The organism is Streptomyces sp. NPDC012508 (genome assembly GCF_042902595.1).
Lineage (GTDB): Bacteria > Actinomycetota > Actinomycetes > Streptomycetales > Streptomycetaceae > Streptomyces.
The window spans coordinates 291,101-314,165 of sequence record NZ_JBIBEO010000010.1; the positions used below are offsets into that span (position 1 = coordinate 291,101).

General features: G+C 71.9%; 22 protein-coding genes. 17 read left to right on the forward strand and 5 right to left on the reverse strand.

What is annotated here, in order from left to right:
* Positions 1–3 precede the first annotated feature (3 nt).
* Together ACFY8U_RS31375 and ACFY8U_RS31380 are read left to right on the forward strand one after the other, a co-directional pair.
* On the forward strand, positions 4–1,815 hold the full coding sequence (locus ACFY8U_RS31375; protein WP_389575613.1) for an ABC transporter transmembrane domain-containing protein: 1,812 nt from the start codon (positions 4–6) through the stop codon (positions 1,813–1,815).
* Complete coding sequence (locus ACFY8U_RS31380) at positions 1,812–3,593, forward strand: ABC transporter ATP-binding protein (protein ID WP_389575614.1); 1,782 nt, start codon at positions 1,812–1,814, stop codon at positions 3,591–3,593. The genes ACFY8U_RS31375 and ACFY8U_RS31380 overlap by 4 nt, the downstream gene beginning before the upstream one ends.
* Before the next feature lie 59 nt (positions 3,594–3,652).
* Here the strand turns inward: ACFY8U_RS31380 and ACFY8U_RS31385 are convergent, their stop codons facing one another.
* Complete coding sequence (locus ACFY8U_RS31385) at positions 3,653–4,444, reverse strand: metal-dependent hydrolase (RefSeq protein ID WP_361437741.1); 792 nt, start codon at positions 4,442–4,444, stop codon at positions 3,653–3,655.
* Positions 4,445–4,515: 71 nt separating this feature from the next.
* Here ACFY8U_RS31385 and ACFY8U_RS31390 point away from each other — a divergent pair, with 71 nt between their 5' ends.
* The 4 genes from ACFY8U_RS31390 to ACFY8U_RS31405 all read left to right on the forward strand — a co-directional run bounded on the left by ACFY8U_RS31390 (position 4,516) and on the right by ACFY8U_RS31405 (position 9,474).
* Complete coding sequence (locus tag ACFY8U_RS31390; RefSeq protein ID WP_389575615.1) at positions 4,516–7,089, forward strand: DEAD/DEAH box helicase; 2,574 nt, start codon at positions 4,516–4,518, stop codon at positions 7,087–7,089.
* Between the two features lie 13 nt (positions 7,090–7,102).
* Complete coding sequence (locus ACFY8U_RS31395; protein WP_389575616.1) at positions 7,103–7,966, forward strand: acyl-CoA thioesterase; 864 nt, start codon at positions 7,103–7,105, stop codon at positions 7,964–7,966.
* A gap of 49 nt (positions 7,967–8,015) precedes the next feature.
* A complete protein-coding gene (locus ACFY8U_RS31400; protein ID WP_361762577.1) occupies positions 8,016–8,501 on the forward strand; it encodes a glutathione peroxidase in 486 nt (161 codons plus the stop codon).
* 184 nt (positions 8,502–8,685) lie between these two features.
* Positions 8,686–9,474 carry a putative protein N(5)-glutamine methyltransferase gene (locus ACFY8U_RS31405; protein ID WP_389575617.1) on the forward strand — a complete coding sequence of 263 codons (789 nt, stop codon included), beginning with the start codon at positions 8,686–8,688 and terminating at the stop codon, positions 9,472–9,474.
* A 56-nt stretch (positions 9,475–9,530) separates the two neighbouring features.
* Here the strand turns inward: ACFY8U_RS31405 and ACFY8U_RS31410 are convergent, their stop codons facing one another.
* Positions 9,531–10,925, reverse strand: coding sequence for a cytochrome P450 (locus ACFY8U_RS31410; RefSeq protein ID WP_389575618.1), 1,395 nt, complete (start codon positions 10,923–10,925; stop codon positions 9,531–9,533).
* A 135-nt stretch (positions 10,926–11,060) separates the two neighbouring features.
* Here ACFY8U_RS31410 and ACFY8U_RS31415 point away from each other — a divergent pair, with 135 nt between their 5' ends.
* The 3 genes from ACFY8U_RS31415 to ACFY8U_RS31425 all read left to right on the forward strand — a co-directional run bounded on the left by ACFY8U_RS31415 (position 11,061) and on the right by ACFY8U_RS31425 (position 12,486).
* On the forward strand, positions 11,061–11,528 hold the full coding sequence (locus ACFY8U_RS31415; protein ID WP_389575619.1) for a VOC family protein: 468 nt from the start codon (positions 11,061–11,063) through the stop codon (positions 11,526–11,528).
* A 148-nt stretch (positions 11,529–11,676) separates the two neighbouring features.
* Positions 11,677–12,129, forward strand: coding sequence for a DUF6325 family protein (locus ACFY8U_RS31420; protein ID WP_389575620.1), 453 nt, complete (start codon positions 11,677–11,679; stop codon positions 12,127–12,129).
* A 54-nt stretch (positions 12,130–12,183) separates the two neighbouring features.
* Positions 12,184–12,486, forward strand: coding sequence for an SHOCT domain-containing protein (locus tag ACFY8U_RS31425; RefSeq protein ID WP_389575621.1), 303 nt, complete (start codon positions 12,184–12,186; stop codon positions 12,484–12,486).
* 117 nt (positions 12,487–12,603) lie between these two features.
* Here ACFY8U_RS31425 and ACFY8U_RS31430 read toward each other — a convergent pair whose 3' ends face one another.
* Positions 12,604–13,833, reverse strand: a complete 1,230-nt coding sequence (locus tag ACFY8U_RS31430) for an acyl-CoA dehydrogenase family protein (RefSeq protein ID WP_389575622.1) — start codon at positions 13,831–13,833, stop codon at positions 12,604–12,606.
* Between the two features lie 163 nt (positions 13,834–13,996).
* Here ACFY8U_RS31430 and ACFY8U_RS31435 point away from each other — a divergent pair, with 163 nt between their 5' ends.
* The gene (locus ACFY8U_RS31435; protein WP_389575623.1) at positions 13,997–14,644 is read left to right on the forward strand and encodes a TetR family transcriptional regulator; all 648 of its coding nucleotides are present in this window, start codon (positions 13,997–13,999) and stop codon (positions 14,642–14,644) included.
* 152 nt (positions 14,645–14,796) lie between these two features.
* Here the strand turns inward: ACFY8U_RS31435 and def are convergent, their stop codons facing one another.
* Complete coding sequence (def, locus tag ACFY8U_RS31440; protein WP_389575624.1) at positions 14,797–15,357, reverse strand: peptide deformylase; 561 nt, start codon at positions 15,355–15,357, stop codon at positions 14,797–14,799.
* Positions 15,358–15,483: 126 nt separating this feature from the next.
* Here def and ACFY8U_RS31445 point away from each other — a divergent pair, with 126 nt between their 5' ends.
* The 5 genes from ACFY8U_RS31445 to ACFY8U_RS31465 all read left to right on the forward strand — a co-directional run bounded on the left by ACFY8U_RS31445 (position 15,484) and on the right by ACFY8U_RS31465 (position 20,027).
* A complete protein-coding gene (locus tag ACFY8U_RS31445) occupies positions 15,484–16,731 on the forward strand; it encodes a MurT ligase domain-containing protein (protein WP_361437717.1) in 1,248 nt (415 codons plus the stop codon).
* A 19-nt stretch (positions 16,732–16,750) separates the two neighbouring features.
* Positions 16,751–17,479, forward strand: a complete 729-nt coding sequence (locus ACFY8U_RS31450; protein ID WP_361437715.1) for a glutamine amidotransferase — start codon at positions 16,751–16,753, stop codon at positions 17,477–17,479.
* A gap of 176 nt (positions 17,480–17,655) precedes the next feature.
* The gene (locus ACFY8U_RS31455; RefSeq protein WP_389575625.1) at positions 17,656–18,681 is read left to right on the forward strand and encodes a 6-phosphofructokinase; all 1,026 of its coding nucleotides are present in this window, start codon (positions 17,656–17,658) and stop codon (positions 18,679–18,681) included.
* A gap of 105 nt (positions 18,682–18,786) precedes the next feature.
* Positions 18,787–19,755, forward strand: coding sequence for a cytochrome c oxidase assembly protein (locus ACFY8U_RS31460; RefSeq protein ID WP_389575626.1), 969 nt, complete (start codon positions 18,787–18,789; stop codon positions 19,753–19,755).
* A 62-nt stretch (positions 19,756–19,817) separates the two neighbouring features.
* A complete protein-coding gene (locus tag ACFY8U_RS31465; RefSeq protein ID WP_389575719.1) occupies positions 19,818–20,027 on the forward strand; it encodes a hypothetical protein in 210 nt (69 codons plus the stop codon).
* Between the two features lie 81 nt (positions 20,028–20,108).
* Here the strand turns inward: ACFY8U_RS31465 and ACFY8U_RS31470 are convergent, their stop codons facing one another.
* On the reverse strand, positions 20,109–21,125 hold the full coding sequence (locus tag ACFY8U_RS31470) for a DUF3048 domain-containing protein (RefSeq protein WP_389575627.1): 1,017 nt from the start codon (positions 21,123–21,125) through the stop codon (positions 20,109–20,111).
* 86 nt (positions 21,126–21,211) lie between these two features.
* Here ACFY8U_RS31470 and ACFY8U_RS31475 point away from each other — a divergent pair, with 86 nt between their 5' ends.
* Positions 21,212–21,943 carry a lysophospholipid acyltransferase family protein gene (locus tag ACFY8U_RS31475; RefSeq protein ID WP_389575628.1) on the forward strand — a complete coding sequence of 244 codons (732 nt, stop codon included), beginning with the start codon at positions 21,212–21,214 and terminating at the stop codon, positions 21,941–21,943.
* Between the two features lie 65 nt (positions 21,944–22,008).
* Positions 22,009–23,046: an NAD-dependent epimerase/dehydratase family protein gene (locus ACFY8U_RS31480; protein ID WP_389575629.1), complete on the forward strand. Its 1,038-nt coding sequence runs from the start codon at positions 22,009–22,011 to the stop codon at positions 23,044–23,046.
* Positions 23,047–23,065: the final 19 nt, after the last annotated feature.

Here is a 23,065-nt window from a genome sequence, read left to right on the forward strand (position 1 = left end):
GACATGAAGATTCGCGATCTACCGTATGCCGATCCAGGGGTCCCCGATGTCCGCTCGGGCACCCGGTTCCTCCTCTGGCTCGGCCGCAACCAACTCGGCGGACAGGTCAGCTCCCTCCTGTGGGGGCTGCTGCTCCAGCTCAGCATCGCGGGTCTGTCGCTCGCGGTCGGACTCGCCGTCCAGGCGGTCGTGGACCGTGACGGCGGGCGGCTCGCGCTCGCGGGCGGTCTGCTCGCCCTGCTCGGCGCGGGCATCGCGGTCGGCGACATGATGCTCCACCGCACGGCCGTCACCAACTGGATCACCGCCGCCGCGCGCGTCCAGCAACTGCTCTCGCGCAAGACCGCCGAGCTGGGCTCCGTCCTGACCCGGCGGGTCGCCGCGGGCGAGGTCGTGGCCGTCTCCACCGGAGACGTCGAGAAGATCGGCTGGTTCGTCGAGGCGCTGTCCCGCTTCGCCGCGGCCGCGCTGACGATGGTCGTGGTCTGTGTGGGGCTGGTGGTCTACCAGCCGGCGCTCGGCGTGGTGGTGGCGGTGGGCCTGCCGGTGCTCGCACTGGCCGTCCTGCCGCTGCTCCCCCGCGCCACCCGCAGGGCCGACGTCCAGCGGGAGAAGGCGGGCCGGGCCACCGAGCTGGCCTCGGACACCGTGGCCGGGCTGCGGGTGCTGCGCGGCATCGGCGGCGAGGAGCTGTTCCTCTCCCGCTACCGGGCCGCCTCGCAGGAGGTCCGGCACGCCGCCGTCCGCAGCGCCCGGATGTGGGCCCTGATCGCGGCCGTGCAGGTCCTGCTCCCGGGTCTGCTCCTCGTGGGCGTGCTCGCGTACGGAGCGAGGCTCGCGCTCGACGGGCGGATCGCGGTCGGCGAACTGGTCACCGTCTACAGCGCGGTGGCGCTGATGCTGCATCCTCTGCGCCATGTGGAGGAGATCGCCATGGCGTACTCCTTCTCCCGGCCGTCGGCCAAGCGCGCGGCCCGGGTGCTGTCGCTGGCCCGGACCACCACCACGACGGCGGACGAGCACGGCGGGGCGACGGGCGATCTGTACGACCCCGTCACCGGGCTCCTCGCCCCCGCCGGCCTCCTCACGGCGGTCGTCTGCGGCGACCCGGACGTGGCCGGCAGGCTCGCCGACCGGCTCGGGGGGCATCCCACCGAGGCGGGCGAGGGGCACACCTCGGTCCTGCTCGGCGGAGTGCCGCTCGACGAGCTGGACCTGGACACGGCCCGTACGGCCGTGCTGGTCCAGGACAAGGACCCGGTCCTGCTCTCCGGCACGCTCCACGAGCTGCTCGACGTGCCCTCCTCGGGCACGGTCAGGCCGGAGGAGGCCCTCGCGGCGGCCCGGTGCGGGGACGTCCTCGACGCGCTCGCGCAGGCGTCCGCCGACACCGAGGGCGACCCGATGAAGACCCGGATCACCGAGCGCGGCCGGTCGCTCTCCGGCGGCCAGCGCCAGCGCCTGGCCCTGGCCCGTTCCCTGGTGACCGACCCGGAGGTGCTGGTCCTCGACGAGCCGACCTCGGCGGTCGACTCGCACACCGAGGCGCGGGTCGCCGCGGGGGTGCGAGGGCTGCGCGAGGGCCGTACGACGGTCGTCCTCGCCTCCTCGCCGCTCCTGCTCGACCGGGCCGACCGGGTGGCCCTCGTCCACGACGGCGAGGTGGTGGCCGTCGGTACGCACCGCGAACTGCTGCGTACCGAACCGCGCTACCGGGCCGTCGTCACGCGCGACACCGACGAGGAACAGACCTTGCAAGCAGAGCGGGACGAAGCGGGACTGGAAGCAGCAGAGCTGGAAGGAGAGTCGGCATGATCGGCCTGGCGCCACCGGCGTACGACCCTGGGGCCCCGACCTCGGCGACGACCCTGCCCGTGGGGACGGCCGCGACCGTACGCACCTACGTACGGGATCTGCTGCGCCGCCATCGCGGGGCGTTCGCGCTGCTCATCGGTGTCAACGCGGTCGCGGTGACCGCGTCGATGGTGGGCCCGTACCTGCTCGGCTCGCTCGTCGAGCGCCTCTCCGATGGCGCGCGCGACCTGCAACTGGGGCGCACGGTCGCCCTGTTCGCGCTCGCCCTCGTCGTCCAGACCCTGTTCGTACGGATGGTGCGGCTGCGCGGCGCGATGCTGGGCGAGGAGATGCTGGCCGACCTGCGCGAGGACTTCCTCGTACGGGCGGTCGGGCTGCCGCCGGGAGTCCTTGAGCGGGCCGGGACCGGCGACCTGCTGTCCCGTATCACCACGGACATCGACCGGCTTGCCAACGCGATGCGCGAGGCGGTCCCGCAGCTCGCCATCGGCGTGGTCTGGGCCGGACTGCTGATCGGCGGGCTGGCCGCGACCGCGCCGCCGCTCGCGCTCTCCCTGCTGATCGCCGCGCCGCTGCTGATCGTCGGCTGCCGGTGGTACTTCAAGCGGGCCCCCTCGGCGTACCGCTCCGAGGCCGCGGGCTACGCGGCGGTCGCCTCCGCGCTCGCCGAGACCGTCGACGCGGGCCGCACCGTCGAGGCACACCGTCTCGGTGGCCGCCGGGTCGCGCTGTCCGACCGGCGCATTCAGGAGTGGACCGCCTGGGAGCGGTACACGCTGGGACTGCGCTCGGTCCTCTTCCCGGTCATCAACCTCACCCACACCCTGGTGCTGGCCGGAGTCCTCATGCTCGGGGGCGTGTTCGTGCTGCGCGGCTGGATCGACGTGGGCGAGCTGACCACGGGCGCGCTGCTCGCCCAGATGCTGGTCGAGCCGGTCGGGATCATCCTGCGCTGGTACGACGAGCTACAGGTCGCCCAGGTGTCGCTCGCCCGGCTCGTCGGCGTCCGGGACATCGAGCCGGACGCCGGCGACGGGGCCCTGCGCCCCGAGGGCCGGGACGTCCGGGCCGACGAGGTGCGCTTCGGCTACCGCGAGGGCGTCGACGTGCTGCACCGGGTGTCGATGGACGTCGCCCCGGGCACCCGGCTCGCCCTCGTCGGCCCGTCCGGCGCCGGCAAGTCCACGCTCGGCCGGCTGCTCGCGGGGATCTACGCCCCGCGGACCGGCACGGTCACGCTCGGCGCGGCCGAGCTGGCGAAGATGCCCGCGGAGCGCGTCCGGGAGCATGTGGCTCTGGTGAACCAGGAGCACCATGTGTTCGTCGGATCGCTCCGGGACAACCTGCTGCTCGCGCGGACGGGCGCGGAGGACGCCGAGCTGTGGGCGGCGCTCGGAGCGGTCGACGCGGACGGCTGGGCGCGGGGGCTCGACGAGGGCCTGGACACCGAGGTCGGCTCGGGCGGGCTCGCGCTCACCCCGGCCCAGGCCCAGCAGATCGCCCTCGCCCGGCTGGTGCTCGCGGACCCGCACACGCTGGTCCTGGACGAGGCGACGTCGCTCCTGGACCCGCGGGCGGCCCGCCATCTGGAGCGCTCGCTCGCCCGGGTCCTGGACGGCCGCACGGTCGTCGCGATCGCCCACCGGCTGCACACCGCGCACGACGCGGACGTGATCGCGGTGGTCGAGGAGGGCCGGATCAGCGAGCTGGGCAGCCACGACGAACTGGTGACCGCGGACGGCGCGTACGCGGCGCTGTGGAGGTCATGGCACGGCTGACCGGTGGGCGGGCCGGCCGGACCGACGTCCGTCGGGCCGGCCGGCCCGCCCCGTACCCGCTAGAGGTACCCCAGCGCCGAGGCGCCGCCCACGCCGCCGAGCAGCATGAACGCCGGCATCAGCACCTTCAGCTCCACCCAGCTGCCCGCGCGGAACCGCATCCCCTTCGGCGGTCCGACCGGGTACCACCGCTTGCGGCCCACCGGGATCGGCCACAGGATCGGGCAGCCCGAGACCGTCAGGGCGTCGCCGATGTCGTGCACCAGGGCGCCCAGGACGATGGGCAGGCCCAGCCAGAGGTACTCCTGCCCGGGGGCGGTGAAGAGCCAGTCCGCGCCGTTGCCCGGCTGGTCCAGGACGCCCGCGAGGATCCACGCGCTGGTGGCTCCGAGCAGCCAGACCAGGACGTCGCTCGACACCCGGGCCGCCCGCCACAGCAGGCCTTCCACCGCGAGCACGAGGTGGACGAAGAGGATCCCGAGGACGGCCCAGCGGCCGCCCGTGATGGCCAGGGCCGAGGCTCCGGCGCCGATGAGGACCGCCCAGAGCCAGGTGTGGGTGAGCGTGCGGTGGCCGCCCGACCGGCGGGGGTCTGCGGTGGAGCGGGTCGCCTTGTAGACGGCGTACGAGAGCTTGTCGACGATCCCGCACAGGCCCTTGGAGATCGGTCCGAAGGCCCGCGAGATGGTCGCGGACTTGTGATCGAGGTCAGGGGCGAGCGCCGCGCCCGCGCAGATGAGCGCTCCGACGACGACAACCGGCCACGGCATCGGGTGGCCCGCGGCGGCCGCCGCCGCCCCGACGCCCAGCCAGGCCGCCGCTCCGGACAGCGAGTGCGCCGGTCCCATCATGCTTGTCCCCGCCCCATTCCTCCGGTGCCGGCGCTCAGTTGACGGCCGGTCGACGCGACAGCGTATCGTCCGTGATCTTCGAGCCGGTGGCCGGTTCCCTCATCCGAACGGAATCCAGGCAAGATGGGGGCGTGACCCTTATCGATCAGCTGCCGCCGAACGCCGACCCCGACGCCCTCTTCGAGGCTTTCTCCTCATGGGCGGAGGACCGGGGCATCACGCTCTACCCGGCCCAGGAGGAGGCGCTGATCGAGGTGGTCTCCGGAGCGAACGTGATCTTGTCGACCCCCACCGGATCGGGAAAGTCCCTGGTCGCGGCGGGGGCGCATTTCGCGGCGCTGGCCAATGACCAGGTGACCTTCTACACCGCGCCGATCAAGGCGCTGGTGTCGGAGAAGTTCTTCGACCTGTGCAAGCTCTTTGGCACCGAGAACGTCGGCATGCTGACCGGCGACGCGTCCGTGAACGCCGACGCGCCGATCATCTGCTGTACGGCGGAGGTGCTGGCCTCGATCGCGCTGCGCGACGGCAAGTACGCCGACATCGGCCAGGTCGTGATGGACGAGTTCCACTTCTACGCGGAGCCGGACCGCGGCTGGGCCTGGCAGATCCCGCTCCTCGAGCTGCCGCAGGCCCAGTTCATCCTGATGTCGGCGACGCTCGGCGACGTGTCGATGTTCGAGAAGGACCTCACCCGGCGCACGGGCCGCCCGACCTCCGTGGTCCGCTCCGCGACCCGGCCGGTGCCGCTCTCCTACGAGTACCGGCTCACGCCCATCACGGACACGCTGACCGAGCTCCTGGAGACCAAGCAGGCTCCCGTCTACATCGTCCACTTCACCCAGGCGCAGGCCGTCGAGCGGGCACAGTCGCTGATGAGCATCAACATGTGCTCGCGGGAGGAGAAGGACAAGATCGCCGAGCTGATCGGCAACTTCCGCTTCACCACCAAGTTCGGCCAGAACCTCTCGCGTTATGTGCGCCACGGCATCGGTGTGCACCACGCCGGCATGCTGCCGAAGTACCGGCGCCTGGTGGAGAAGCTGGCGCAGGCCGGTCTGCTGAAGGTGATCTGCGGGACGGACACGCTCGGCGTGGGCGTCAACGTGCCCATCCGTACGGTGCTGTTCACGGCTCTGACGAAGTACGACGGCAACCGGGTGCGCACGCTCCGGGCGCGCGAGTTCCACCAGATCGCGGGCCGGGCGGGCCGGGCGGGCTTCGACACGGCCGGTTTCGTGGTCGCTCAGGCGCCCGAGCACGTCATCGAGAACGAGAAGGCGCTCGCCAAGGCCGGCGACGATCCGAAGAAGCGCCGCAAGGTGGTGCGGAAGAAGGCTCCGGAGGGTTTCGTCGCCTGGAGCGACACCACCTTCGAGAAGCTGATCGCCGCCGAGCCCGAGCCGCTGACCTCGCGTTTCAAGGTCACCAACATCATGCTGCTCTCGGTGATCGCCCGGCCGGGCAACGCCTTCGAGGCGATGCGCAAGCTCCTGGAGGACAACCACGAGCCGCGCAAGGCGCAGCTGCGCCACATCCGCCGGGCCATCGCGATCTACCGCTCGCTGCTCGACGGCGGGGTGGTGGAGCAGCTGGACACCCCGGACGCCGAGGGCCGCACGATCCGGCTCACCGTCGACCTCCAGCAGGACTTCGCGCTGAACCAGCCGCTGTCGACGTTCGCGCTCGCCGCGTTCGACCTGCTCGACCCGGAATCCCCGTCGTACGCCCTGGACATGGTCTCGGTCGTCGAGTCGACGCTCGACGACCCGCGCCAGATCCTGGCCGCCATGCAGAACAAGGCGCGCGGCGAGGCCGTCGGGCGGATGAAGGCGGACGGCGTCGAGTACGAGGAGCGCATGGAACGGCTTCAGGAGATCTCGTACCCGAAGCCGCTGGAGGAGCTGCTCTGGCACGCGTACAACGTGTACCGCAAGTCCCACCCGTGGGTGGGCGACCACCCGGTCTCGCCGAAGTCCGTCATCCGCGACATGTACGAACGGGCGCTGTCCTTCACGGAGTTCACGTCCTGGTACGAGCTGGCGCGGACCGAGGGCATCGTGCTCCGCTACCTGGCGAGCGCGTACAAGGCGCTGGACCACACGATCCCGGACGATCTGAAGTCCGAGGACCTCCAGGACCTGATCGAGTGGCTGGGCGAGATGGTGCGCCAGGTGGACTCCTCGCTCCTCGACGAGTGGGAGCAGCTGGCGAACCCGGAGGTCGAGACGGCCGAGCAGGCGCAGGAGAAGGCCGACCAGGTCAAGCCGGTCACGTCGAACGCCCGCGCCTTCCGGGTCCTGGTCCGCAACGCGATGTTCCGCCGCGTGGAGCTGGCGGCCCTGGACAACGTGGACGCGCTGGGCGAGCTGGACGCCGAGTCGGGCTGGGACGCGGACGCGTGGGGCGAGGCGATGGACGCGTACTGGGACGAGTACGACGACCTCGGCACGGGTCCGGACGCGCGCGGCCCGAAGCTGCTGAACATCGAGGAGGATGCGGCGCACGGCCTGTGGCGCGTCCGGCAGACCTTCGCCGACCCGAACGGCGACCATGACTGGGGCATCAGCGCGGAGGTGGATCTCGCGGCCTCCGACGAGGAGGGCCGGGCGATCGTCCGTGTGACGTCCGTGGGACAGCTCTAAGGAGAAGAAGACGGTGACCAACCCCGCCGAGAGCCTCGTCGACCTGCTCGACCTGGAGCAGATCGAGGTCAACATCTTCCGCGGCCAGAGCCCGCAGGAGTCGCTGCAGCGGGTCTTCGGCGGGCAGGTCGCCGGCCAGGCCCTGGTCGCGGCCGGGCGCACCACGGAGGGCGACCGGCCGGTGCACTCGCTGCACTCCTATTTCCTGCGCCCGGGCCGCCCCGGCGTCCCGATCGTCTACCAGGTGGAGCGGGTGCGGGACGGGCGTTCCTTCACCACCCGCCGGGTGACCGCGGTCCAGCAGGGCCGGACGATCTTCAACCTGACCGCCTCCTTCCACCTCCCGGAGGAGGCCGGTCTCGAGCACCAGCTGCCACCGCGCCACATGACGGACCCGGAGACCCTGCCGAAGCTCGCGGACGAGATCCGCGACCACCTGGGCACGCTGCCGGAGGCTCTGGAGCGGATGGCCCGGCGCCAGCCGTTCGACATCCGCTACGTGGACCGGCTGCGCTGGACCAAGGACGAGGTCAAGGACGCGGACCCGCGCAGCGCGGTGTGGATGCGCGCGGTGGGCCCGCTCGGCGACGACCCGCTCGTCCACACGTGCGCGCTGACGTACGCCTCCGACATGACGCTCCTGGACGCGGTCCGCATCCCCGTCGAGCCGCTCTGGGGGCCGCGGGGGTTCGACATGGCGTCGCTGGACCACGCGATGTGGTTCCACCGCCCCTTCCGCGCGGACGACTGGTTCCTCTACGACCAGGAGTCCCCGATCGCGACGGGCGGCCGAGGCCTGGCCCGCGGCCGTATCTACGACCGCGAGGGCAGGCTGCTGGTGTCGGTGGTGCAGGAGGGACTGTTCCGGAAGCTGTAGCCGGGGATCGTAGGGTGAAGGCATACCCGGTCTCGACGAGGAGCCTTTCATGAGCCTGTACGACATCCCCCTGCGCACCCTGTCCGGCGACCCGATCTCGCTGGCCGACTACCGCGATCAGGCCGTCCTGGTCGTCAACGTGGCCTCCAAGTGCGGTCTGACGCCGCAGTACGCGGGGCTGGAGCGGCTGCAGAAGGAGTACGGGGACCGTGGCTTCACCGTGCTCGGTGTGCCGTGCAACCAGTTCCTCGGGCAGGAGCCGGGGAGCGCGGAGGAGATCCAGACCTTCTGCTCCACGTCGTACGGCGTGACGTTCCCGCTCCTGGAGAAGACGGACGTGAACGGCGACGCCCGTCACCCGCTCTACGTGGAGCTGACCCAGGTCGCGGACGCGGAGGGCGCGGCCGGGGACGTGCAGTGGAACTTCGAGAAGTTCCTGATCGGCCGGGACGGGCAGATCACCCGCTTCCGTCCGAGCACCGAGCCGGAGGCCCCGGAGGTCGTCGCGGCCATCGAGGCGGTGCTGCCCGCCTGATCCGGCGGCGAGGTCGACCGGTCCACACGGTGTCGATCATGTAATGTGTACGGCTCCAGCAGAGGACGACCGAGGAGGTGGGACCCATCAACGCCATGCAGGCAGGGTGCTCCCCCTCGACGACCGTGTGGTCCGCCCGACAGAGGTGACCACGGGAGTGCCCCTCGGCTTCCCGGAAGGTTCCATGTCGACCGACCTCTTTTCCTCCCTCCGTTCCACCACCGTCTCCCGGCTCCGCTCCGCGGGCTGCGTGTTCGCCGAGGACGAGGCGGAGCTTCTCTTCTCCTCGGCGGCCGACGGCGAGGAGCTCGAGACGATGATCGAGCGGCGCGCCGCCGGTCTGCCCATCGAGCACGTCGTGGGCTGGGCGGCCTTCGCCGGCCTCCGCGTCACCGTCGACCCGGGGGTGTTCGTGCCCCGGCGGCGTACGGAGTTCCTCGTCGAGCACGCCGTGGGTCTGGCGCGGCCCGGGGCCTTGTGCGTCGATCTGTGCTGCGGGTCCGGGGCGGCGGGAGCGGTCCTGCTCTCGGCCGTCGAGGGCGCCGAGGTGTACGCCTCGGACATCGAGCCCGCCGCCGTGCGCTGTGCCCGGCGCAACGTCGAGCCGCGCGGCGGCCGGGTCTTCGAGGGCGACCTCTTCGCCGCGCTGCCGGACGTGCTGCGTGGCCGGGTCGAGGTGCTGGTCGCCAACGTGCCGTACGTACCGACCGAGGACGTCGCGCTGCTGCCGCCCGAGGCGCGCGAGCACGAGCCGCTGGTCGCGCTCGACGGCGGCTCGGACGGGCTCGACGTCCTGCGCCGGGTGGCGGCCGAGGCCGCCGACTGGCTGGCGCCCGGCGGGCATCTGCTGGTCGAGACCTCGGAGCGGCAGGCCGCCCGGGCCGTCGAGACGCTCTCCGGGCGCGGCATGACGCCGAGCGTGGCCACGTCCGAGGAGCTGTACGCGACGGTCGTCGTCGCGGCCCGGGGCTGACGCGGCCGCCGCCCTTCCCCGGGCAGGGGCAGGGGCGGCTGACGCGTCGTCCTGCCCTAGGCCGTACGGGGCCGGATCCGGCAGCGTGCCGGGCCGGTGGCACGCAGGGTGATCGCCGAGGTGACCGGCACCTCGGTGTCGACCGCCTCCAGGTCGTAGGCCTGGAGGATCATCGCCAGCGCGACGACCGACTCCAGCATCGAGAAGTGCTGGCCGATGCAGGCGCGCGGGCCGCCCCCGAAGGGGAACCAGGCGTAGCGGGGGCGGCTCGCCTCCGCCTCGGGCGTGAAGCGGTCGGGGTCGAAGCGCTCCGGGTCCTCCCAGTACGCGGGGTGCCGGTGGGTGACCCAGGGGGCGACGATCACATCGGCGCCGGCCGGGATCGTGTGCCCGTCGATCTCGGTGGCGGCGACCGCGCGGCGGCCGATGACCGGGCCGGCGGGGAAGAGCCGCATGGCCTCCTTGAGGACCTGGGTGAGGTACGGCAGGGCGTCGAGGTCTGCGGCGCCGGGGGTGCGGCCGGCCAGGACGCGGTCGACCTCCTCGTGCGCCCGCTTGCGCTGCTCGGGGTGGAGGGCGAGGAGGTGGAGGGCGAAGCCGAGGGAGGTGGCCGTCGTCTCGTGTCCGGCGAGCAGGAAGATGAGGACCTGCTCGCGCAGTTCGGCGGCGTCGAAGCTGCCGTCCTCCGCGCTCTCGGCCTCGGCGAGAAGGGTCAGCAGGTCCTGCGCGCCGGCGTCACCGCCCGCGTCCTCACCACCCGCGCCCTCCCCCGCCGCCGCGCGTCGCTCGGCGATGATCCGGTCGCAGACGGCGTACAGCTCGTCGTGCGCGGCCGCGGCGCGGCGGTTGCCGGGGGTGGGCCAGTCGCGAGGGATGTTGAGGGGCGAGAAGCCGCGGCGCAGGACGTAGTCGCCCATCACCGGGAAGGCGCGCTCGACGATCTCGACGGCGGCCTCGACGTCCGTACCGAAGAGGATGCGGGCTACGGCGCGCAGGGCGAGCCGGGTCATCTCGTCGAGGACGTCGACGGTGGAGCGCTCCGCGGTGCGCCACTCCTCGGTGACGGTCGCGACCTCGGCGGCGATGGCCTCGGCGTAGCTGTCGACGCGTCGGCGGGTGAAGAGCGGCTGGACGAGCCGGCGCTGCCGCAGGTAGTCCTCGTCCTGGCTGGTCAGCAGGCCGTTGCCGAAGGACTCGCGGACCTCCTGGTAAAAGGCGTTGTCCTTGCGGAAGTTGGCGGACTGGGTGGCGAGGACCTGCTGGGCGCCTTCGGCGGAGAAGACCCCGTAGACGGTGGCGCGCACTCCGGGCGGTCCCGCGGTGATCCGGACGACGTCTCCGTGGGCGCGCTGGGAGTCGAGGAAGGTGCCGAGAGCGTCGTTCCTGAGGTCGAACATCGAGCCGAGCAGCGGTAGCCCCGCCGGGCCCGGAATCTCGTGGGTGGTGGTCATCTGCGCGTTGCCCCCTTGATCGTCACCGGCACGCCGATTCTGCCCCACGGCCCGACCCGCCGGTACCCATGCCGAACACCCGGCCGGATCAGGTCTGTTGGCCCGAGTGTCGGTGGCACCTGGGAGGCTCGTTCCATGGAACCCGTGGAGATGACCCTGCAGCTCACCATCGACTGCGCCGACCCCCAGAGGCTGGTCCGTTTCTGGGCGGCGGCCCTGCGCTACGTACCGCAGCCGCCGCCGGAGGGGTATGCGACCTGGCGGGCGTACTGGGCGTCGATCGGGGTCCCGGAGGAGGAGCTGACCGAGGGGGCCGGGGAGCTCCCCGAGTCCGTGGTCGACCCGAAGGGCGTCGGGCCGCGGATCTGGTTCCAGCAGGTCCCGGAGCCGAAGACGGTCAAGAACCGGCTGCATCTGGATCTGAAGGTCGGCGGCGGCCGGGAGGTGCCGCTCGCGCTGCGGCGCGCGAGGGTGGACGGAGAGGTCGCGCGGCTGACGGACCTGGGCGCGACGGTCCTCTCCACGCTGGACGGGCCGGAGGGGACGGACTCCTACGCGGTGGTGCTCCAGGACCCGGAGGGCAACGAGTTCTGCGTGGTGTGACGCTCCCGCCGCGCCGGGGCGCGGCGCTTCACGACGTGCGGAGGCCCCCGGGCGGTGCTGGAATGGCTGAGCGGCCACCTGTCGCCGAGGCGGCCGTCCGCAGCCGGTCCGGTCGAGGCGGGAACCCCGAGCGCTTGGAGGAGTGGCCATGAGCGACGGCCTGTCGGAAGCCGAGGACATGGGCCCCGTCGACTACCTGATCCTGGAGTTTCCCGGCAACCGGATGACGGGTGAGGCCTTCCCCCTCCTCCTCGATCTGGTGGAGCGGCGCATCATCCGCATCCTCGATCTGCAGTTCATCCGCAAGGACAAGGACGGTTCGGTCACCGCCGTGGAGCTGACGGATCTCGGGGACGAGGTCGACCTCACCGTGTTCGAGGGCGCGTCCTCCGGACTCCTGGACCAGAGCGACGTCGACGATGCCGGTGCCGCGCTGGAACCGGGCAACTCCGCCGGGGTCATCGTGTACGAGAACCTGTGGGCCGCCCCCCTCGCACGAGCCCTGCGGCGCAGCGGCGCGCAGATCGTGGCGAACGGACGGATTCCCGTCCAGGCGCTGCTGGCCTCGCTGGACGCCGCCGATGCGGCGGGCTCCGGCTGAGGGGGACGGCCTGACCAATCCGGCACCCGAGCACCCCCTGGGAGATGACTGACCATGCCCGGACTTCTCCGCGGCGTCGCCCGCACCGCCGTCGTCGCCGGCACCGCCACCGCGGTGTCCAACCGAGTGTCACGGCGGCAGGCGGGCCGATGGGCCCAGCAGGACTACGAACAGCAGGGACAGCAGCAGTACCAGCAGTCCTACCAGCAGCAGCCACCAGCGCCGGCTCCGGCACCCGCCGGCGACGACATGAGTACCAAGATCGAGCAGCTCAAGCAGCTGGGGGAGCTGAAGGCGCAGGGTGTGCTGACCGAGTCGGAGTTCGAGGCCCAGAAGCGCGCCCTCCTCGGAACGTGACCCCCACCTGACCCGTGCCCGACGGCCCGCGCCCCCCTGGTGGGGGCGCGGGCCGGGTGCGTGCGGGCCGGTCTGTGCGGGCCGGGTCGCTGCGGGCCTGTCGGTCCGGGCCGCTGCCTAGCGGATCGGCATCCCGGAGAGCGTGCGGGCGATCACCAGGCGCTGGATCTCGCTCGTGCCCTCGAAGATCGTGTAGATCGCCGCGTCGCGGTGCATGCGCTCCACCGGGTACTCGCGGGTGTAGCCGTTGCCGCCGAGGATCTGGATGGCCTGGCCGGTGACCTTCTTGGCGACCTCGCTGGCGTACAGCTTGGACATCGAGCCCTCGGCCGAGGTGAACGGCTTTCCGGTGGTCGCCATCCAGGAGGCGCGCCAGACGAGGAGCCGGGCGGCGTCGATCTGGGTGCGCATGTCGGCGAGCTGGAAGGCGACGCCCTGGTTGTCGATGATCGGGCGGCCGAACTGCTCACGGGTCTTGGCGTAGTCGAGGGCGACCTCGTACGCGGCGCGGGCCGTGCCCACGGCCATGGCGCCGACGGCGGGGCGGGAGGCCTCGAAGGTGGCCATGGCCGCGTTCTTCACCCGCTCCCCCCCGCCCGCCTTCGCCTTCTCACGGGCCCGGGCGAGGCGCTCGTCCAGCTTCTCCTTGCCGCCGAGGAGGCAGTGGCCGGGGACGCGTACGTCCTCCAGGACGACCTCGGCGGTGTGCGAGGCGCGGATGCCGTGCTTCTGGAACTTCTGCCCCTGGGAGAGACCGGGGGTGTTCGGCGGCACGATGAAGGAGGCGTGCCCCTTGGAGCCGAGCTCGGGGTCCACGGCGGCGACGACGACGTGGACGTTGGCGATGCCGCCGTTGGTCGCCCAGGTCTTGGTGCCGTTGAGGATCCACTCGTCCTTGGCCTCGTCGTACACGGCCCGGGTGCGCATGGAGGCGACGTCGGAGCCGGCGTCGGGCTCGGAGGAGCAGAAGGCGGCGACCTTCACGTCGTCGACGTCGCCGTACATCTGCGGGATCCACGTGCCGATCTGCTCCTCGGTGCCGTTGGCGAGGACGCCGACGGCGGCGAGGCCGGTACCGACGATGGAGAGGGCGATGCCCGCGTCGCCCCAGAAGAGCTCCTCCATCGCCATCGGGATGCCGAGCCCGGTGGGGTCGAAGAACTGCTGGGCATAGAAATCGAGAGAGTAGATGCCGATCTTGGCGGCTTCCTGGATGATCGGCCAGGGAGTCTCCTCACGCTCGTCCCACTCGGCGGCGGCGGGGCGCATCACGTCCTCGGCGAATCCGTGCAGCCAGTCACGGACCTGCTTCTGGTCGTCGTTGAGTTCGAGCGTGAACTCGGCCATGTTCCCTCCCAGCAGTACGTTACTTGCGGTAACAGCAGTCTGTTACCGGCTGGTAGCCGCTGTCAACCTGCGGCGGAGCAGCGCGGGCGGCGCGGCACCGGGTGCCGCTCGGGTGTTACGTTGCGACAGCCTCACGGAATTCGCACGGGCGGGGAGACACGCTATGGAGACCACACACCGGACCACCGACCAGCAGAAGCCGGCCGATCAGCGGCGCCGCGAACTGCTGGAGGCGGCGGACCGGGTGGTGCTCCGGGACGGGCCCAAGGCCTCGATGAACGCGATCGCCGCGGAAGCGGGGATCACGAAGCCGATCCTGTACCGGCACTTCGGTGACAAGGGCGGGCTGTACCGGGCGCTGGCGACCCGGCACACCGACGCGCTGCTCGCCGCGCTGCGGGCCGCGCTCGACGCGCCTGCCGACCGGCGCCGGCGGGTCGAGTCCACGCTCGACACGTACCTCGCCTCGATCGAGGCGATGCCGCAGGTCTACCGCTTCCTGATGCACCCGGCGGAGGAGACGCACCAGGCCGAGCAGGGGTTCGACGTGGGGCTCCACTCGGCGCCGGTGCTGCGGCGGATGGGCGAGGAGCTCGGCCAGGTCATCGCGGAACGCATCGACCTCGGCCCGGCCGGCGAGGCCCAGGCCCGGATCTGGGGCCACGGCATCGTCGGCATGATGCACGCGGCGGGCGACTGGTGGCTCGGTGAACGCCCGTGCTCGCGAGCGGAGTTGGTCACGGCGATGGCGGACCTGCTGTGGGGCCGCCTGGCGGAGGCGGCAGACCGAGCGGGCGCTCCAGGCTTCTGACCGGCGGCCCGTGGCGTGCGACGGACAGCTTTGGCGATCGCCATCGAGGGTCGGCCGCCGGTCGGCCGCCGGCAGTCGGCCGTTGGCGGTCCGGCGTCCTCAGACGCCCTCGCCCCTGCCCGCGCCGCCCTCGGTCGGCCCCCGGCGCGACGTCAGGTGCGCAGGGCGTCCGCGCCCGTTCCCCATGGCTCCTTGCGGATCGCGCGCAGCAGGCGTGACCTGCGCCACCCGGTCACGTGGTCCGCGTAGACGCCGCCCTCCAGATGGTCGGTCTCGTGCTGGAGGCAGCGGGCGAAGAAGCCCGTGCCCTCGACGCGCGCCGGGGTGCCGTCGAGGAGCACGCCCTCGAGGACCGCACGGTCGAAGCGGGGCGTGGGGGCCTCAAGGCCCGGCAGCGACAGGCAGCCCTCCGTACCCCGGACGATGTCGCCGTCCGCCTCCACGAGGCGCGGGTTGACCAGGTGCCCGAGGTGGCGCACGTCCTCGTCGTCCGGGCAGTCGTACACGAAGACGCGCAGTCCCACGCCCACCTGGTTCGCCGCGAGGCCGACGCCGTTCGCCGCGTACATCGTCGCGAACATGTCCTCGATCAGCCGGGCGAGCTCCGGGCCGAAGTCGCTGACGGGTTCACAGGGGGCGTGCAGCACCGGGTCGCCGAGCAGAGTCATCGCTCGGACGTGGCCGGAACTGCCGGGGATCGGCCGGTTTCGCATGGGCGTAAGGGTACGGTCCGCCGTGACCTCGTCGTTTCGTCGAGGGGTGCGGGGGTGCCGCAGTTCGGGTCGCTGGCCTGATCTCGATAGGCTGAGCCCGGACCGACGCAAGGAGGAACAAGGAAGATGTCAGGACACCCCGGTAATCCAGAGCCGCTGTCGCCACGCGCCAAGCTGGCCGTGACGGCGGGCAAGGCCGCGGCGGCGGTGTCGCGCGCGGCGGGACGCGGCAGCGGATCGGTGATCGGCGGCAAGGTGGCGCTGAGGCTCGACCCGGACCTGCTGGGTCGGCTCGCGCAGCATCTGGACGTCGTCCTGGTGTCCGCGACCAACGGCAAGACCACCACCACCCGGCTGATCGCCGAGGCGCTGCGGGCCAGCGGTCCCGTCGTCTCCAACGCGCTGGGCGCCAACATGCCCGCGGGCATCACGTCGGCGCTGGCCGGCGGCTCGGACGCCAAGTACGGCGTGATCGAGGTCGACGAGAAGTACCTCGCCGGAGTCGCCCGGGACACTACGCCGAAGGCGATCGCGCTGCTCAACCTCTCCCGCGACCAGCTCGACCGCGCCGCCGAGACGCGGATGCTCGCCGAGAAGTGGCGCGAGGGTCTGAGCGGTACGAAGGCGGTCGTCATCGCCAACGCCGACGACCCGCTGATCGTGTGGGCCGCCTCCTCCTCCCCCAACGTGGTGTGGGTCGCCGTCGGCCAGGAGTGGAAGGACGACGCCTGGTCGTGCCCCTCCTGCGGCGGTGTGATGCAGCGCCCCGGCGACGACTGGTTCTGCGGCGAGTGCGGTTTCCGCCGCCCGGCGCCGAGTTGGGCGCTCAACGGTGACCACGTCCTGGACCCGCACGGTTCGGCCTGGCCGATCCACCTCCAGCTGCCCGGCCGCGCGAACAAGGCCAACGCCGCGACCTCGGCAGCCGTCGCCGCCGTCTTCGGCGTCCCGCCGCAGGTCGCCCTGGAGCGCATGTACCAGGTGCAGGCCGTGGCCGGCCGCTACGACGTGGTCTCCTTCCAGGGCCGCGATCTGCGTCTGCTGCTCGCGAAGAACCCGGCGGGGTGGCTCGAAACGTTTTCCCTCATCGACCAGCCGCCGACCCCGGTCATCCTCTCCGTCAACGCGCGCGGCGCCGACGGCACGGACACCTCCTGGCTCTGGGACGTGGACTACGGACGGCTCGCCGGTCACCCGATCATGGTCATCGGCGACCGCAAGCTGGACCTGGCGGTCCGCCTGGAGGTCGCGGGTGTGGAGTTCCGCGTCTGCGAGACGCTCGACGAGGCGGTCCAGCTGGCCCCGCCCGGTCAGATCGAGCTGATCGCCAACTACACCGCCTTCCAGGACGTCCGCCGCCGCGTCGGCAACTGACCCGTAGAGGACTTGCAGCATGAGTGACAGCAGCCTGCGCCTGGTCTGGGTCTACCCGGACCTGCTCAGCACGTACGGCGACCAGGGCAACGCCCTCGTCGTCGAGCGCCGCGCCCGCCAGCGCGGTCTGGACGTCCAGCGCGTCGACGTCCGCAGCGACCAGCCGGTGCCGACCTCCGGCGACATCTACCTGATCGGCGGCGGCGAGGACCGGCCGCAGCGGCTCGCGGCCGAGCGGCTGCGCCGCGACGGCGGCCTGGAGCGGGCCGCCTCCAACGGCGCGATCATCTTCTCGGTCTGCGCCGGCTACCAGATCCTCGGCCACGAGTTCATCAACGACCTCGGCGAGCGCGAGCCCGGCCTCGGCCTGATCGATGTCGTCTCGACCCGCGGCGAGGGCGAGCGGTGTGTCGGTGACGTCCTCGCGGACATCGACCCGCGCCTCGGTCTTCCCCAGCTGACCGGGTTCGAGAACCACCAGGGCATCACCCATCTCGGCCCGACGGCCCGCCCGTTCGCCCGCACCGTCCTGGGCAAGGGCAACGGCACGGGCGACGGCACCGAGGGCGCGTACAACGACACCGTCTTCGGTACGTACATGCACGGCCCGGTCATGGCCCGTAACCCGCAGATCGCGGACCTGCTGCTGAAGCTGGCCCTCGATGTGAACGCGCTGCCGCCGACCGACGACCGCTGGTACGAGGCGCTGCGCGCCGAGCGCATCGCGGCGGCGACGCAGCCCGCCTGACCCTCCGGCGGACTGCACGTCTGAGCGCCCTTACGCCCATTGGATTCGTAAGTAAATACGGTGTCCAAACTGCGGACATCCGGTTCGGCCCCGCCACTCGGCACCGATAGGGTGGCGGGGATCCAACCGGACGACGTGGTCCGGAAGTCGGCCCACGTTGCAAAGGTATTTGGGCTATGCGCATTGGTGTGCTCACCTCCGGCGGCGACTGCCCCGGCCTGAACGCCGTCATCCGTTCCGTCGTGCACCGCGCCGTCGTCGACCACGGCGACGATGTCATCGGCTTCCACGACGGATGGAAGGGCCTCCTCGAGTGCGACTACCGCAAGCTCGACCTTGACGCGGTCGCCGGCATCCTCGCCCGCGGCGGCACCATCCTCGGCTCCTCCCGGGTCCAGCCCGCGCACCTGGTCGACGGCGTCGAGCGCGCCCGGGGCCATGTCGCCGAGCTGGGTCTGGACGCGATCATCCCGATCGGCGGCGAGGGCACGCTGAAGGCGGCCAACCTGCTCTCCCAGGCGGGGCTGCCGATCGTCGGGGTGCCGAAGACGATCGACAACGACATCGCCTCGACCGACGTCACCTTCGGCTTCGACACCGCCGTCGGTGTGGCGACCGAGGCCCTGGACCGGCTGAAGACCACCGCCGAGTCGCACCAGCGTGTGCTCATCGTCGAGGTCATGGGCCGGCACACCGGCTGGATCGCCCTGCACTCCGGCATGGCCGCCGGCGCGCACGCGATCGTCGTGCCCGAGCGCCCCTTCGACATCGACGAGCTGACCGCCCGGGTCGGCGAGCGCTTCGAGGCCGGCAAGCGCTTCGCGATCGTGGTCGTCGCCGAGGGCGCAAAGCCGCGCGAGGGCTCGATGAACTTCGAGGTCGGCGCCAAGGACCAGTACGGTCACGAGCGCTTCACCGGCATCGCCAACCAGCTCTCGGTGGAGCTGGAGCGACGGCTCGGCAAGGAGGCCCGCCCGGTGATACTCGGTCACGTCCAGCGCGGCGGTACGCCGACCGCGTACGACCGGGTCCTCGCCACCCGCTTCGGCTGGCACGCGGTGGAGGCGGCGCACCGCGGCGAGTTCGGCATGCTGACCGCGCTGCGCGGCACGGACATCACGATGGTTCCGCTGGCGCAGGCCGTGGAGACCCTCAAGACGGTCCCGGCCGAGCGCTACGCCGAGGCAGAGTGCGTGCTCTGACCTCCGTACCGACTCCACGGAACCGCCCCCGGTCGCATCCGCGAACGGGGGCGGTTCTAGTCTGGTGCGGACATCAAGCGCGAATCGGGCTCCAGGAGTACACACATGGATCACAGCGGGCACGGCATGACCATGGATCTGCCGCCGTTCACGCTGGGACGGGGGCTGGAGTTCTCGCCGGACCTGTTCTTCCTCGTCGGGTGCGTCGTGGGGCTCGCGCTGTACGGCTGGGGCGTGGCGCGGCTGCGCGGACGTGGTGACAGCTGGCCGGTGAGCAGGACGGTCTTCTTCGCGGCGGGCGTGCTGACCGTGGCGCTGATGATGTGCACCAAGCTGAACGACTACGGCATGGTCATGTTCAGCGTGCACATGGTCCAGCACATGGTCATCTCGATGCTCTCGCCGATCCTGCTGCTGCTGGGCGCGCCGGTGACCCTGGCGCTGCGTGCGCTGCCGGTGGCGCCCCGGGGCGACAAGGGGCCGCGCGAGCTGCTCCTGATGCTGCTGCACAGCCGCTACATGCGGATCGTCTCGCATCCGGCGTTCACGATCCCGCTCTTCATCGCAAGCCTGTACGGCTTCTACTTCACCCCGCTCTTCGACACGCTCATGGGGTCGAAGGTGGGGCACATCGCGATGATGGTGCACTTCCTCGCCGTCGGTCTGGTCTTCTTCTGGCCGATCATGGGCGTCGACCCGGGGCCGCACCGCCCGGGCTATGTGATGCGGATGCTGGAGCTCTTCGCCGGCATGCCGTTCCACGCCTTCTTCGGCATCGCCCTGATGATGGCGAGCCAGCCGATGATCAAGGCGTACGAGAACCCGCCGGCCTCCCTCGGGATCGACGCGCTCGCCGACCAGAACGCGGCGGGCGGCATCGCCTGGGCGTTCAGCGAGATCCCGTCGGTGCTGGTGCTGATCGCGCTGGTCTACCAGTGGTACCACTCCGAGCAGCGGCAGGCCGTCCGCAAGGACCGGGCCGCCGACCGCGACGGGGACAAGGAGCTGGAGGCGTACAACGCCTACCTCGCCTCGCTGCGGGGCGCCGACCGGCAGGTCTCGACGCGGGAGTAGCGCTCCACCCTCCTCAGGGGTCACGATGAGCAGGACGGCCCCGTCAGGAGGAGGGCGGACATATGTCCGGTCCCACGAAGGCGATGAGCGTGACGACCGTCGCGGCCCTGGTGCTGACGACGGCGTACACGGTGGCACTCGGCAGCAGCGGCTGGCTCTGGTTCGGCTGGGTGGTGCTCGGGGTGGTCACCATCGGGATGGCGGCCGCCGACAGCTCCGTCCCCGCGGGACCGCCCCGCCGCGGCCCGGGCAGGCCCGGCCCCCAGCCGTAGCCTCGGCCCCGCCGCCGCGCGGCGGGCGACATTCCACGGTTCCCGGTCGTGCCCGGGCGGCGGGTACCCCGCGCGGGCCGGCTATCCGCGTGGTGCGAGCACGACCCAGGTCCGGCCGGGGGCGAAGTTCAGGGGCGCACCGTCGGGGGTGGTGAAGGCCGTGCCGTTCTCGGCGGCCGGACGGCTCCAGCGGGCTTCGTACGCGCGACCGTCACGCAGGACGAGGGCGCTGCCGGTGCCGACGGTCTCGGTGTACGGCGAGACGCTGCCGAGGACGTCGTGGAAGCGCGACGACCGTATGGTCACGTACTGCACCACGACGGTCGACGCCGTGACCGGGCCGTCGTCGGTGGTACGGGCGGGCCTGCCGTCCATCGCGACCCGCCAGCTCTTCTCGGTCGCGTTCCAGGTGAAGGTGTAGCGGGAGGCCGGGAAGCGCACGGTGCGTTCGTTGACCGGTTCGCCGCCGGACGGGGCCGGTCCGAAGCGGAAGCCGATGTCCTTGGCGTCCTCCGCGTCCGGGGCGGCGGCGAGGGCCCGTCCGGGCAGCACGTAGAGGTTGTGCGGGGCGGCCCTGCCGCGGTCGCGGACATAGGCACGGGGGGCGTCCTCGGGTGGCAGCGCGTCGAGCGGGGCGGCCTTGAGCAGCGGTTTCAGGGCGGTCTGGGAGCCGGAGTAGGCGAGGGCGGGCCGGCCGAACTGCCGGAGAAGCTCGATGTCGGACTCGCGGGCGCTGCGCACGGGGCCGATCCGCTCGGGCAGGTCCGTGGAGTAGACGGCGAGCAGCCGGGTCTGACCGCCCTCCACCTGCTCGACGTAGACGAGATCGGCCGCGCCGAGGCCGGTGTGCGGGCGGGCCGGCGGCACGTTGTCGATCTTGACGGCCAGGACCGGGGCGGCCCGCGCGGGCAGGCCGGTGAAGGGCGAGCGGCCCTGTGGGGCGGTGGTGGGCGAGGTCGGGGGCGGCGTCGGGGTGGGTTCCGGGGTGCCGGAGTCGGCACATCCGTACAACCCGGCGGTCATCACCGCGCACAGCAGCACGGTGACGGCTGCGCCGGGTCGTCCACGTGACGGTACGCGTCGGCGTTCGGCAGCCATCGGGCCCCACTCTCCGTCTCCAGTGTGGACCAGGGTCGCGCGAGTGGTTACAAATAACCATCGCTCTACCGAGACGGGGGCCACCGTTGTTCTACTACGTCCTGAAGTACGTCCTGCTCGGTCCGTTACTGCGACTGGTCTTCCGGCCGCGCACCGAAGGCCTCGAACACATCCCGGCGGACGGCGCGGCGATCGTCGCCGGCAACCATCTGTCCTTCTCCGACCACTTCCTGATGCCGGCCGTACTCAAACGGCGGATCACCTTCCTGGCCAAGCAGGAGTACTTCACCGGGCCCGGTCTCAAGGGCCGGCTGACCGCCGCGTTCTTCCGCAGCGCCGGGCAGATCCCGGTCGACCGCTCCGGCAAGGAGGCCGGGCAGGCCGCGATCCGCGAGGGGCTCGGAGTGCTGTCCAAGGGCGAGCTGCTCGGCATCTATCCCGAGGGGACGCGCTCGCACGACGGACGGCTCTACAAGGGCAAGGTCGGCGTCGCGATCATGGCGATCACCGCCGGGGTGCCCGTGATCCCGTGCGCGATGGTGGGCACCTTCGAGATCCAGCCGCCCGGCAAGGTCGTGCCCCGGGTGAAGCGGGTCACCATCCGGTTCGGCGCGCCGCTCGACTTCTCCCGCTTCGCGGGCATGGAGGGCGAGAAGGCCGCGGTCCGCGCCGTGACGGACGAGATCATGTACGAGATCCTCGCGCTGTCCGGACAGGAGTACGTCGACGACTACGCGGCCAAGGTGAAGGCCGCCGAGCAGGAGGCGAAGGCGGGGAACACCCGGTCGCCGAGGAAGTTCCCGCGCAGGGGACGCTGACAGCGGATCCGCGTACGGCGAAAGGCCCTGGGGCCGGCGGGCGAGGCCGCCGTAGCGTCACGCCCATGGGACAAGGGAACGCACTCGTAGTCGGAGCGACAGGACAGGTGGGGCGGGCGGCCGTGCGGGCGCTCGTCGCGGACGGCTGGGAGGTGACGGCCGCCTCGCGGGGCGGCGGGCGGGACGAGGCCTGGCCGGCGGAGGTCCGGTCGGTGGCCTTCGAACGCGACGAGGAGGGCGCGCTCGCCGGCGCGCTCGGCGGCGCCGGCTGCGACGTCCTGGTGGATATCGTCGCCTACCACGCGGGCCACGGTCGGCAGTTGACGGCGCTGGCCGACCGGATCGGCTCGGCGGTGGTCGTCTCCAGCGGTGCGGTCTACGAGGACGACCGGGGCCGCAGCTTCGACACCCAGGACGAGCCGGACGGCTTCCCCGCCTATCCGGTGCCGATCCCGGAGTCGTGGCGGACGGTCGCGCCCGGCGAGGGGACGTACGGGACACGGAAGGTGGCGCTGGAGCGGGAACTGCTCGCGGCGGGCGAGGCGCTGCCGACGACGGTGCTGCGGGCGGGCGCGGTCCATGGGCCGTACTGCCCGGGTCCGCGCGAGCTGTGGTTCGTCAAGCGCGCCCTCGACGGGCGGCCGGTGCGCATCCTCTCGTACGACGGCGCGTCCCGGTTCCACCCGGTGCACGTGGACAACCTCGGGGAGCTGGTGCGGCTCGCGGCGGCCAAGCCGGGGACGCGTGTGATCAACGGCGGCGATCCCGGGGCTCCCACGGTCGCGGAGATCGGCGCGGCGATCGATGCCGTGATCGGTGTGGAGAGCGAGACCGTGCTGATGGCCGGTGCTCCGGAGGGGACGGTGGGGCTCACTCCGTGGACCGCGGCCCATCCGGTCGTCTACGACATGGGCGCGGCGGAACGGGAGCTCGGCTACCGGCCGGTGGTGTCGTACGCGGAGTCCCTGCCGGCGACGGTCGCGGACCTGACCCGGCGGGTGGCGGAGCGGGAGTGGCGGGAGGCGTTCCCGGGCCTGGCGAAGTACGGGGTGGACTTCTTCGACTACGCGGCCGAGGACGCCTGGCTCGCCGCCCGCCGTTAGGGCCGAGGGGCCGCTCGCC